Here is an 11,902-nt window from a genome sequence, read left to right as displayed (position 1 = left end):
TTATCCCCAACTAGATCATTCTATGGAGATATCCCCGATCATCAAAGATCAAATTCGATCCTTTTATTCAACAAATAGGGCAAATCCCGCTTTATTAAGCGATCCACATTGATCTATAATGGCGCCCCTTTGATCTCTCGATAGATCCCCTTCACTACTACATGTAGTGTCAATACACAGAGTTATCCACATCTTCTGGTGTATGCGGAAAATGGATCAAAGGATACACGGGCAGAAATAACCCACTTACTGACTTTCGTTGTTGACGGGGACAAGTAAAGTGATTACAATTCGGCCTCTTTTTTACCCTTACCTCTGTCACCAGAGATAAGGATATGTTCACTTATAACAAAGACGGATTGCCATCATGAGTAAACGTACTTTTCAACCTAGCAACCTGAAGCGCAAGCGTTCTCACGGCTTCCGCGCTCGTATGGCTACTGTAGGCGGCCGTAAGGTGCTTGCACGTCGTCGTGCGAAAGGTCGCGCTCGTTTATCTGCTTAATAAGTTAAGTAGGTAACTAGTTGACTAGCTATACCTTTACGCGGGAGTTACGCTTGCTAACTCCCGCGCAATTTAAATCTGTATTCTCCAATCCCATCAAAGCATCTTCTGCTGAAATCACCTTGCTTGCTATTCCTAATTCGGAACAACATCCGCGTTTGGGTCTTACTGTAGCTAAACGCTATGTAAAACGCGCCAATCAGCGCAATCGCATTAAGCGAGTTATCAGAGATAGTTTCCGCCTCAATCAACACGACATCCCTCACCTTGATATTGTTGTGCTGGTCAGAAATGGGGTGATGGAAATGGAAAACGCAGAGATCAACAAGTTGATAGAAAAGCTATGGCGCAAACTCAGTCGCCGCTACAATGGCTAGCAACCACGTTCATTCGTGGCTATCAAATCTTCATCAGCCCCCTCTTAGGGCCTCGATGTCGTTTCAATCCCACATGCTCTCATTACGCCATTGAGGCAATAAAAGTGCACGGAACCGCGAAAGGTTGTTGGTTTGCATTGAAACGCATATTAAAATGTCACCCTTTGCATCCCGGCGGTAGTGATCCCGTCCCCCCTAAAAATGACAGGTGTAATAAATAGGCTATGGAATCTCAACGCAATATATTGCTAATAGGACTACTGTTTGTCAGCTTTTTGCTGTGGCAACAGTGGCAAGCAGACAAAGCTCCAAAACCCGTTGCAACCGAATCGTCTGTAGTGGCGAATGCGACCACTAATCACAGTGCTGATGTTCCAGAAGCAGATACAGGTGTGCCAGCCGCAATGACGGCAACGCAAAATCTGATCACTGTTAAGACTGATCAGCTCGATGTACAAATCAACCCTGTGGGTGGTGACATCGTTTTTGCAGCTCTGGTTTCACATAAATTGGAACAGGGTAAAGACCAGCCATTTGTTTTGCTAGAGCAAACCAAAGATTTCACCTATATCGCTCAGAGTGGCCTGATTGGCCGTGATGGTATCGATAGCAGTGCTAAAGGTCGTGCCGCATTTGCTGCCAGCAAAACTGAATTTACCTTAGCCGATGGCCAAGACACCTTAGAAGTACCATTGACCTATGTGGCTGATAACGGTGTGACTTACACAAAAGTGTTTGTTTTCCATCGTGGCAAGTTTAACGTTGATATCGATTACAAAATCAACAACACCTCAGCTGCTCCATTGCAAGTTCAGATGTACGGTCAGATTAAACAGACCATCAAGCCATCTGAAAGCAGCATGATGATGCCAACTTACCGTGGCGCAGCGTTCTCGACTCAAGATGTACGTTACGAAAAGTACAAGTTTGAAGATATGAGCAAGAGCAACCTCAATCAACCGACTCTCGGTGGTTGGGCGGCAATGCTGCAACATTACTTCGTATCGGCTTGGATTCCACCAGCAACCGATAGCAACACCATTTTCTCGAGTGTAAGTGCTGGCGGTTTAGCTAACATTGGTTTCCGTGGCGCGGTATATGATATTGCACCAGGTGCAACTCAAGAAATTAGCTCACAGTTTTATGTTGGTCCTAAGGATCAAAAAGCGCTATCTGCGTTATCTGATACCTTAAACCTGGTTGTTGATTACGGTTTCCTTTGGTGGTTAGCCGTTCCAATCCACTGGTTATTGATGTTCTATCAATCATTTGTGGGTAACTGGGGTGTGGCGATTATCCTGATCACCTTAACCGTTCGTGGTTTACTGTTCCCGCTGACTAAAGCGCAGTACACCTCAATGGCGAAGATGCGTAACCTACAGCCAAAACTGCAGGATTTGAAAGAACGCTTCGGCGATGACCGTCAAAAGATGGGTCAAGCCATGATGGAACTGTACAAGAAGGAAAAAGTGAACCCTATGGGTGGCTGTTTACCTATCCTGCTACAGATGCCAATCTTCATTGCCTTGTACTGGGTATTGTTAGAAAGCTTCGAGCTGCGTCACGCGCCATTTATGTTATGGATCCACGACTTATCTGTACAAGATCCATACTACATTCTGCCGCTGCTGATGGGTGCGTCTATGTTTGTGATGCAAAAAATGCAACCCATCGCACCGACTATGGACCCAATGCAAGTGAAGATGATGCAATGGATGCCTGTGATCTTTACCGTATTCTTCCTGTGGTTCCCATCGGGTCTAGTACTGTACTGGTTAGTGGGTAACATTGTTGCCATCATCCAGCAGAAGATTATTTATGCAGGTCTAGAGAAAAAAGGCTTAAAATAAGCCCAAGCGCTAGATAAGAGCTAACGGCTCAGCATATACAAAAAGGCGGCTTAATGAGCCGCCTTTTCCTTTAGATGATTTGATCGATATTAATGGGTATTTCCGTGACAACTGACACTATCGTGGCACAGGCCACCGCGCCCGGACGGGGCGGCGTGGGTATCATTCGTATCTCTGGTGATAAGGCAACCGATGTGGCCATGGCCGTATTGGGTCATTTACCTAAACCCCGTTACGCCGATTACTGCGACTTTAAAAATGCCTCAGGCCAAGTGATAGACCAAGGTATCGCCCTGTTTTTTAAAGGCCCTAATTCCTTCACTGGTGAAGATGTATTAGAGCTGCAGGGCCACGGTGGTCAAATCGTCCTCGATATGCTGATCAAGCGCGTATTAGAAGTCGAAGGCATTCGTATCGCCAAACCAGGCGAGTTTAGCGAACAAGCCTTTATGAACGATAAGCTGGACTTAACCCAAGCCGAAGCGATTGCCGACCTTATCGATGCCACCAGTGAGCAAGCCGCTAAAAGCGCGCTGCAATCACTGCAAGGTGAGTTTTCGAAGGAAGTTCATGAGCTAGTGGATCAAGTCACCCATCTGCGTTTATACGTCGAAGCCGCGATTGATTTCCCCGATGAAGAAGTCGACTTTTTAAGTGATGGCAAAATTGCCAACGCACTCTATAAAATCATCGACAAACTCAGCGTCGTCCAAGCCAGTGCCAAGCAAGGCTCGATTATCCGCGAAGGTATGAAAGTGGTGATTGCCGGTCGCCCCAATGCAGGAAAATCCAGTCTGCTTAATGCGCTCGCCGGTAAAGAGTCGGCGATTGTGACCGAAATTGCAGGTACCACCCGCGACGTATTGCGTGAGCATATCCATTTAGATGGTATGCCACTGCATATTATCGACACCGCAGGCCTGCGTGACACCACAGATACGGTTGAACAAATCGGTATCGAGCGGGCGTGGAACGAAATCAACAGCGCCGATCGCGTGTTGTTTATGGTCGATGGCACCACTACGGATGCGGTCGATCCCCACGATATTTGGCCCGATTTTATTGATCGTCTCCCCGCTAATTTAGGCGTGACAGTTGTCCGCAACAAAGCCGATCTCACCGGTGAGAACCTCGCTATGACCGAAGAAAAAGGTTACAGCGTGTATCGGATCTCGGCTAAAACCGGTCTGGGCGTCGAGGAATTAAAACAACACCTTAAATCCTTGATGGGTTATCAGAGTAATCTCGAAGGTGGCTTTATCGCCCGTCGTCGTCACCTCGAAGCATTGGATGTTGCCGCAAGCCATCTTCAACTCGGTAAAGAACAATTAGAGATTTACCTCGCAGGTGAACTGTTAGCGGAAGAACTGAGAATGGCGCAATTAGCCCTGTCCGAAATCACAGGCCGCTTCACCTCAGACGATCTACTGGGCAAAATTTTCAGCTCATTCTGTATCGGCAAATAATTTCGTTTTAGCGGTTAGTTAAACGATTCATAAAAAATCAGCCCACTAAGTTCGCTTAGGGGCTGATTTTTTTTATTTAGAAATGCTTTGTCTGAAACAGTTAATCTAGACTTGGCGATAATGGTCCTGCATTTGATAAGACCTAGCATAGAGCGCGAAGATGACCGCTGCCAAAATCGCAAATCCCGCGAAGAAGAACATTTGGAATGCCGTCACACTCATACCGGTTTGAACAATTTGTTCCGTCACAGCTGGGCTTTTTACGCTCACATTGGCCAGCAATACCCAAAGGTTACCGACGGTAACCGATAAGGTCCAAAAACTCATAATAGTGCCCTTCATCGCCTTAGGTGCTTGGCTGTAGGCAAATTCTAAACCCGTCGCCGAAACTAATACTTCACCAAAGGTCAGTAAGGCGTAGGGTAAGATCTGCCAGAAGATAGACAGCGACGAGCCACCATCCATCATCAACTGAATCGTCCCAACTACAATCCAGCTTAAGCCAGTAATCGCTATCCCCGCCCCCATTTTACGCAGCGCAGTTAATTTCACGCCCATACGCTCAATCGCAGGATATAAAACGAAGTTATTGAATGGGATCAACAGCATCACTAACAGCGGATTTAATGCCTGCATCATGGCAGGTTCAAACCACGAGGGTTTGACCATATCGTTAGCCTGCAAAATCCATGTAGAAGCTTTTTGATCGAACAAGGACCAAAATGGCGTCACTAAGGCGAACAACACCAAAATACGCAACACTGAACGCACACCATCCACGGCCGCATCAGGATGAATCCCTCGCGCGCGCTCAAGCTGTAATGACGCCCCAAGGCCTACAAATCCCATCAGCAGCACCATAGCGCTACACAAACCGGCCACAATACCTAGGGTCGGAATATTCACCAACGCATAAGCGGCAGAAACACCACCAATTAAGGCTAACACTAAACCTATATTGGCCTTGCCTTCGATCTTAGTCAGCAAAGCGCTACGGATCACGGGTAAAAATCCATGGGGATCTTTAGGCTCTGGCGGCATATGCACATAACGTTTACGGCCTAACCAGAAAAACACTGTAGCGATAAACATCAACACACCGGGGATCCCGAAAGCCACTGCTGCGCCAAAATTCTTGAGTAACAATGGCATAGACAATGATGCGAAGAAGGAACCGAAGTTGATCGTAAAATAGAACATATCGAAGGCTTTTTGCGCCAAAGACTTGTTGCTCTGATCAAACTGATCGCCCATAAAGGAAGAAACTAAAGGCTTAATCCCGCCCGAACCTAAGGCAATTAAGAATAAACCGGTATAAAAGCCTTGCACGCTGTGCTCAAAAATCGCCAAGAATGCATGGCCCACACAATAGAGTAAGCTTAACCACAAAATAGTGTTGTACTTACCAAAGAATCTATCTGCGATCCAACCACCGAGTAAGGGGAAAAAATACACCCCAATCACAAACGAATGGAATACATCCTTTGCCACAGCCCCGCGAAGATCTTCGGGAATAGAGAGCAAAAGTGCCGTCATCAAGAATGGTGTTAGAATGTTGCGCATGCCATAAAAGCTAAAACGTTCACAGGCTTCGCTGGCGATAATATAGGGTATTTGGCGTGGCCACTTTGGCGCATCTGCAGGAGTAGTCATCAGTTATCCTATTATAATTGTTATATAAAATTTACTTTGATCGCGATAAAACTAAGATTGCAGTCAAGGATACTAGCAGACTGCAAATCAATAGTGAGTAAATTTATACAGCAAAACACTGTAACTAGATGTAAGCCCCAAAAATGATAGAAATTAACGACCACAGAGAGCAGTAACAATGACCAAGATTGCGATATTAGTCGGTACCACCCTCGGCAGCAGTGAATATATTGCGGATGAAATGCAGGCTCAACTCACGCCTTTAGGACATGAAGTCGATACCTTTTTGAGCCCAACTTTGGATGATCTGCAACCTTATTCCCTTTGGATCATCGTCTCATCGACTCACGGAGCCGGTGATCTACCCGACAATTTACAGCCATTTTGTAAAGAACTGCTGCTAAACACACCAGATCTTACCCAAGTCCAATTCGCCCTATGTGCAATTGGCGATTCGAGTTATGACACCTTTTGCCAAGGCCCTGAAAAATTAATTGAAGCGCTCGAATACAGTGGTGCAAAAGTCATTGTGGATAAGATCCAGATCGATGTACAACAGGATCCAGTGCCAGAAGACCCAGCTTTAGCCTGGTTGGCACAATGGCAAGATCAAATTTAAGATCCTCTCTTGGAAAACATCCCAAACAACCCACAGTTTAGATCTTATTTATCCACAAAAAGCTACTTTAATGTATATTTTTGTGGATAAACTATTATTTAGATCTGATCAACCTCTGTGCTATTCACAACCTGATCCGCTCAAAGATCCACCCTGTGGATAAATAGCGGATCTATCCCCACCTTTTATTGCAGTAGATCGCCTCTAGATCACAAGAATGAAAGTTAGTTAGCTATTGATATAAATAAGGAAATAGCCTTACCCACAGGAAAGTGCGATCCTAATAGTAAACATAATAAGAAGATCTATATAAAGATCTTAAGATCTATTAGTCCCGATCCAATGGATCCATTTTCTAAAAATGATCATTCACCTCATTCAAAGCAAATGCTAAAATGATCGGCTCACGTTGGGTCTCTTAAGTTACTAAAGGTAGGGTCATGCATTTTCATGAACGGTTTGATGTTATTGTTGTAGGTGGTGGTCATGCCGGAACTGAAGCCGCATTGGCTGCAGCAAGAATGGGCTCTAAAACATTATTGCTGACGCACAATCTTGATACTCTAGGACAAATGTCATGCAACCCAGCAATCGGTGGTATTGGCAAAGGTCATTTGGTAAAAGAAATCGATGCATTAGGCGGTGCAATGGCGATCGCAACCGACTACGCAGGGATCCAATTTAGAACCCTAAACTCGAGTAAAGGTCCAGCGGTAAGAGCGACTCGTGCTCAGGCCGATCGCGCTCTGTACCGTCAGAAGATCCAAAATATTCTGCAAAACCAACCCAACTTACGCATTTTTCAACAGGCAGTTGATGATCTAGTTGTTGAGAATGACCGCGTTGTAGGTGTGATTACCCAAATGGGCTTAGCCTTCGAAGCTCCAGCCGTGGTATTAACCGCGGGGACTTTCCTCAGTGGTAAAATCCATATTGGTTTAGAAAATTACAGTGGCGGTCGTGCTGGCGATCCACCATCAATCGCACTCGCCCATCGCTTACGCGAGTTGCCAATCCGTGTTGGCCGTTTAAAAACGGGTACACCACCCCGTATCGACGCCAATACCATTGATTTTACCCAAATGACAGAGCAGAAAGGCGATACGCCATTACCTGTGATGTCATTTATGGGTGATGTGAGTCATCACCCGAAACAAATTTCATGTTGGATTACACACACCAATGAAAAGACTCACGATATTATTCGTGGTGGCTTAGATCGCAGCCCTATGTATTCAGGCGTGATCGAGGGGATTGGTCCACGTTACTGCCCTTCTATCGAAGACAAGATCCATCGTTTTTCAGATAAATCATCACACCAGATCTTTATCGAACCCGAAGGATTAAATACTAACGAGATCTACCCTAACGGCATCTCCACCAGCTTGCCCTTCGATGTGCAGTTAAATCTGGTTCGTTCGATCCAAGGCATGGAAAATGCTGAGATTGTTCGCCCTGGTTATGCTATTGAGTACGATTATTTTGATCCAAGGGATCTTAAAAATTCGTTAGAAACCAAAACGATCAATGGTTTGTTCTTCGCGGGCCAAATCAACGGTACTACGGGGTATGAAGAAGCCGGTGCTCAAGGTTTACTCGCTGGGATGAACGCTGCGCTGCAGGTTCAAGGCAAAGAAGCTTGGTGCCCTCGCCGTGATGAAGCTTATATCGGCGTATTGGTTGACGATTTATCAACCTTAGGCACCAAAGAGCCCTACCGTATGTTTACCAGCCGCGCCGAATACCGCCTACTGCTGCGTGAAGACAACGCCGATCTGCGCTTAACGGCAAAAGGTCGTGAACTGGGTCTGGTGGATGATGCGCGTTGGGCCTCTTTCAGTGAAAAACTGGAATCGATCGAGTTAGAACTGCAACGTCTACGTAGCCAATGGATCCATCCAAATTCACCTTTAGTGCCAGTGTTAAATCCGCATTTAAACACGCCGATCTCCCGTGAAGCGTCGTTTGAAGAGTTGCTGCGTCGTCCAGAAATGGATTACAGCAAGCTGATGCAGATTGAAGGCTTTGGTCCAGGTCTTGCCGATCCACTCGCTGCCGAGCAAGTACAGATCCAGGTGAAGTACTCTGGCTATATCCAACGTCAGCAGGAAGAGATCAACAAAGCGGTTCGTAATGAGAACACAGGTTTGCCATTGAACCTTGATTACAAAGAGGTTCCTGGGCTTTCAAACGAGGTTATTGCTAAGTTAAATAGCCATAAGCCCGAAACCATTGGCCAAGCATCGCGTATCTCAGGTATTACTCCGGCAGCGATTTCAATTCTGCTAGTGCATCTGAAAAAACGCGGTTTATTACGCAAGAGTGCGTAAAAGCTAGCTTAATCGCCAGTTTGGTCGCAGAAGGGAAGCATTCAGGCTTCCCTTCGACGTTTCAGAGCTTCATAATAGCCAGCGAGTTTATAATCGTATCTTTATTGAGGTTGTTCAGTGTTATCTGCCCAGTTAGAGGCCTATTTAGCCGAAATTAATCTGCCCGCCACGGCTGAGCAGAAAAAACAACTGCTTGATTTTGTTGGCATGCTCAACAAATGGAATAAAGCTTATAACTTAACCTCGGTAAGAGATCCTGAGGCGATGCTTGTCCGCCATATTATGGACAGCTTAGTGGTGTCGCCCCATTTGCAGGGCGAGCGCTTTATCGATGTGGGTACTGGACCTGGGCTGCCCGGCATTCCTTTAGCGATTATGAATCCTGATAAGACCTTTGTGCTGCTCGATAGCTTAGGCAAGCGTATCCGCTTTCAAAAGCAAGTGGCCTTTGAACTCGGGATCCACAATATTAGTTCGATAGAGAGCCGAGTCGAGGCCTATCAACCCGAGCAAAAGTTCGATGGAGTGCTGAGCCGCGCCTTTGCCTCAATCCATGATATGTTGACATGGTGCCATCACTTGCCTGCCGAGCATGGACAATTTTATGCGCTCAAGGGACAACTGAGTGATGAAGAGATGCAACAAATCCCCGCTGGATTTGTGGTGACCGAAACCATCGAACTCAAAGTGCCTAGACTCGATGAGCAAAGACATTTACTCAAAATAATCAAAGAATAACAGGCTTAAAGCTCCTCATTTCGCATGGATTTTTAAGTAGGCAATAAACCAGAATTTACATACAGGGTGACATTGTGGGTAAAGTAATTGCCGTGGCCAACCAGAAAGGTGGCGTAGGGAAAACAACAACTTGTGTCAACTTAGCCGCCTCTTTAGCCGCGACTAAGCGTAAAGTGCTGCTGATCGATCTCGATCCTCAGGGCAATGCCACCATGGGCAGTGGTGTCGATAAATACGAAGTCGAGAATACGGCTTACGAATTGCTGGTTGAAGAAAAGCCTTTCGATGACATCGTGGTCAAAGATACCACGGGAAAATATGATCTAATCGCCAGTAACGGTGATGTGACCGCGGCAGAAATCAAACTCATGGAGTTTTTTGCTCGAGAAGTGCGTTTACGTAATGCGCTCGCACCGATAAAAGATCAATATGATTATATCTTTATCGACTGTCCTCCTTCGCTCAATATGCTGACGGTCAATGCCATGTCGGCGGCCGACTCAGTACTGGTGCCAATGCAGTGTGAGTATTTCGCGCTTGAAGGTTTAACCGCTTTGATCGATACCATCACTAAATTGGCGGCTGTGGTTAACCCTGGTTTGGGTATCGAAGGGATTCTACGCACTATGTACGATCCGCGTAATCGCCTGTCAAATGATGTGTCCGATCAGCTAAAACAACACTTTGGCGATAAGGTTTATCGCACTGTGATCCCGCGTAACGTGCGTTTGGCCGAGGCGCCAAGCTTTGGCGCTCCCGCCATGTACTACGATAAATCGAGCGCGGGGGCTAAGGCTTATTTGGCGCTGGCTGGCGAGATGATCCGCCGTTCCGAACAGAAAACTCAGGCTAAGCGAGCGTAAAGGATAACCATGACGTTAAAGAAAAGAGGGTTAGGTAAAGGCTTAGATGCTTTACTGAGTAACAGCCACGCCGCGAGTAAAAAACACACGGAAGAAGTGGTCGTTGTCGATAAAAAAGAAGAACTTATCCATCTGGATCTCGACCTGTTACAACCAGGTAAATACCAACCTCGTAAGGACATGTCTCCCGAGGCATTGGAAGAACTCGCCCATTCCATCCGCAACCAAGGCATTATCCAGCCGATTGTGGTGCGGCCTGTCAGCGATAGCCAGTACGAGATTATCGCGGGTGAACGCCGTTGGCGTGCTTCCCAATTAGCGGGCATTGAAAAAATCCCTTGTATCGTCAAGCCTGTACCCGATGAAGCGGCGGTTGCCATTGCCTTGATTGAAAACATCCAACGTGAAGACTTAAATGCCATGGAAGAAGCCATTGCATTACAACGTTTGATGCAAGAATTTGAGCTGACTCACCAACAGGTCGCCGATGTTGTGGGAAAATCTCGTGCGAGTGTATCTAACTTGTTACGGTTAAATGGTTTAAATGAACCAGTTAAGCGTCTACTCGAGTATGGCGACATTGATATGGGCCATGCACGCGCTTTACTCGCAATTGAGGGTGAAGAACAAACAAATCTGGCGAGATTAGTGGCTGCCAAGGAATTAACCGTTCGCGAAACTGAACGATTGATTAACCAAACCTTAAATCCGTCCAAACCCGTCGAAACTACGACTAAAGATCAAGATGTTTGTCGTTTAGAGCAGCAGTTAATTGAAAGATTAGGTGCTAAGGTTTCGATCGCTCATAGCAGTAAGGGTAAGGGTAAAATTGTAATTAACTATCAGAATCTGGCTGAATTAGACGGAATTCTTAGCAAAATTCGTTAATGTCTGTAGATTAACAGTTTTTAATGTAAATTTGTGACATATGTTAATTTTGGATTTTGACTGTTTTGGCGCTATATCACGTTAAAAGTGCTGTTTTTCCTTATCTCAAAGTTGCAATGAAGGCGTGAAAAGGTATACTTTCGCAAGCTTTTTGTGCATCGACAAAAATACGGATATTTGTCATCCGGTCATCGAAACAAAAAGTATGAATGCGGAGAGGATGAGTTGAGTAAGGTTTTAGCGCGTCGTGGCCGGTGGTCAGCCTATAAATTGGTGATGATGCAGGCGGCGGTGGCTGGGGGTGCTTCAATTCTCTTTTTCGTCGTGTGGGGAGTTCAGTTTGGCTATTCTGCGTTAGCAGGTGGTTCAATTGCTGTGCTCCCTAATTTTGTATTCGCGACCCTCGCTTTCTCTCATACGGGAGCAAGTTCAGCTGCAAAAGTGATTAAAACTTTTTACTGGGGGGAAGCGGTAAAGTTGCTGTTAACCATCGCAATGTTTTCATTGGTGTTTAGCAAGCTTGAGGTGGCATTTATGCCGCTTTTTGTTTGTTATGTGCTGACGTTGATAGTGCATTGGACAGCACCTTTATACTTCAAGCAAAGTTAAGTGG

The 11,902-nt window shown here is 45.9% G+C and carries 12 protein-coding genes; 11 read left to right on the top strand and 1 reads right to left on the bottom strand.

Annotated elements, in window-relative coordinates; genetic code table 11:
* The first annotated feature begins 367 nt into the window (after nt 1-367).
* The 5 genes from rpmH to mnmE all read left to right on the top strand — a co-directional run bounded on the left by rpmH (nt 368) and on the right by mnmE (nt 4,198).
* Entirely contained in the window at nt 368-505 is a 138-nt protein-coding gene (gene rpmH / locus SHEWMR4_RS20570) for a 50S ribosomal protein L34 (protein WP_006083827.1), read from the top strand.
* Between the two features lie 20 nt (nt 506-525).
* Nucleotides 526-882 carry a ribonuclease P protein component gene (gene rnpA, locus SHEWMR4_RS20565; RefSeq protein WP_007652336.1) on the top strand — a complete coding sequence of 119 codons (357 nt, stop codon included), beginning with the start codon at nt 526-528 and terminating at the stop codon, nt 880-882.
* Entirely contained in the window at nt 849-1,103 is a 255-nt protein-coding gene (gene yidD, locus SHEWMR4_RS20560) for a membrane protein insertion efficiency factor YidD (protein ID WP_011624661.1), read from the top strand. The genes rnpA and yidD overlap by 34 nt, the downstream gene beginning before the upstream one ends.
* A gap of 3 nt (nt 1,104-1,106) precedes the next feature.
* On the top strand, nt 1,107-2,732 hold the full coding sequence (gene yidC / locus SHEWMR4_RS20555) for a membrane protein insertase YidC (protein WP_011624660.1): 1,626 nt from the start codon (nt 1,107-1,109) through the stop codon (nt 2,730-2,732).
* A gap of 104 nt (nt 2,733-2,836) precedes the next feature.
* Nucleotides 2,837-4,198, top strand: a complete 1,362-nt coding sequence (gene mnmE / locus SHEWMR4_RS20550) for a tRNA uridine-5-carboxymethylaminomethyl(34) synthesis GTPase MnmE (protein ID WP_011624659.1) — start codon at nt 2,837-2,839, stop codon at nt 4,196-4,198.
* 105 nt (nt 4,199-4,303) lie between these two features.
* Here mnmE and SHEWMR4_RS20545 read toward each other — a convergent pair whose 3' ends face one another.
* Nucleotides 4,304-5,851 carry a POT family MFS transporter gene (locus SHEWMR4_RS20545; protein WP_011624658.1) on the bottom strand — a complete coding sequence of 516 codons (1,548 nt, stop codon included), beginning with the start codon at nt 5,849-5,851 and terminating at the stop codon, nt 4,304-4,306.
* A 178-nt stretch (nt 5,852-6,029) separates the two neighbouring features.
* On the opposite strand from SHEWMR4_RS20545, the gene mioC reads away from it, so the two are divergent.
* The 6 genes from mioC (at nt 6,030) to SHEWMR4_RS20515 (ending at nt 11,898) form a co-directional block, all read left to right on the top strand.
* Nucleotides 6,030-6,470, top strand: a complete 441-nt coding sequence (gene mioC / locus SHEWMR4_RS20540) for an FMN-binding protein MioC (RefSeq protein WP_011624657.1) — start codon at nt 6,030-6,032, stop codon at nt 6,468-6,470.
* Nucleotides 6,471-6,910: 440 nt separating this feature from the next.
* Nucleotides 6,911-8,800 carry a tRNA uridine-5-carboxymethylaminomethyl(34) synthesis enzyme MnmG gene (mnmG, locus tag SHEWMR4_RS20535; protein WP_011624656.1) on the top strand — a complete coding sequence of 630 codons (1,890 nt, stop codon included), beginning with the start codon at nt 6,911-6,913 and terminating at the stop codon, nt 8,798-8,800.
* 117 nt (nt 8,801-8,917) lie between these two features.
* Nucleotides 8,918-9,538, top strand: a complete 621-nt coding sequence (gene rsmG / locus SHEWMR4_RS20530) for a 16S rRNA (guanine(527)-N(7))-methyltransferase RsmG (protein WP_011624655.1) — start codon at nt 8,918-8,920, stop codon at nt 9,536-9,538.
* Between the two features lie 74 nt (nt 9,539-9,612).
* Nucleotides 9,613-10,401, top strand: a complete 789-nt coding sequence (locus SHEWMR4_RS20525) for a ParA family protein (protein ID WP_011624654.1) — start codon at nt 9,613-9,615, stop codon at nt 10,399-10,401.
* A 9-nt stretch (nt 10,402-10,410) separates the two neighbouring features.
* The gene (locus SHEWMR4_RS20520; RefSeq protein WP_011624653.1) at nt 10,411-11,289 is read left to right on the top strand and encodes a ParB/RepB/Spo0J family partition protein; all 879 of its coding nucleotides are present in this window, start codon (nt 10,411-10,413) and stop codon (nt 11,287-11,289) included.
* A 225-nt stretch (nt 11,290-11,514) separates the two neighbouring features.
* Entirely contained in the window at nt 11,515-11,898 is a 384-nt protein-coding gene (locus SHEWMR4_RS20515) for an ATP synthase subunit I (protein WP_011624652.1), read from the top strand.
* Nucleotides 11,899-11,902: the final 4 nt, after the last annotated feature.

The sequence above is a fragment of the Shewanella sp. MR-4 genome (assembly GCF_000014685.1).
Lineage (GTDB): Bacteria > Pseudomonadota > Gammaproteobacteria > Enterobacterales > Shewanellaceae > Shewanella.
The sequence above is the reverse complement of the archived record's forward strand: the minus strand, read 5'-3'. Positions and strand labels throughout refer to the sequence as shown.

What these genes read in the sequence shown, in the direction of transcription:
- rpmH (WP_006083827.1), top strand. Translation starts at nt 368, where the DNA reads ATGAGTAAACGTACTTTTCAACCTAGCAACCTGAAGCGCAAGCGTTCT.
- yidD (WP_011624661.1), top strand. Translation starts at nt 849, where the DNA reads ATGGCGCAAACTCAGTCGCCGCTACAATGGCTAGCAACCACGTTCATT.
- yidC (WP_011624660.1), top strand. Translation starts at nt 1,107, where the DNA reads ATGGAATCTCAACGCAATATATTGCTAATAGGACTACTGTTTGTCAGC.
- SHEWMR4_RS20545 (WP_011624658.1), bottom strand. Translation starts at nt 5,851, where the DNA reads ATGACTACTCCTGCAGATGCGCCAAAGTGGCCACGCCAAATACCCTAT.
- mioC (WP_011624657.1), top strand. Translation starts at nt 6,030, where the DNA reads ATGACCAAGATTGCGATATTAGTCGGTACCACCCTCGGCAGCAGTGAA.
- mnmG (WP_011624656.1), top strand. Translation starts at nt 6,911, where the DNA reads ATGCATTTTCATGAACGGTTTGATGTTATTGTTGTAGGTGGTGGTCAT.
- SHEWMR4_RS20520 (WP_011624653.1), top strand. Translation starts at nt 10,411, where the DNA reads ATGACGTTAAAGAAAAGAGGGTTAGGTAAAGGCTTAGATGCTTTACTG.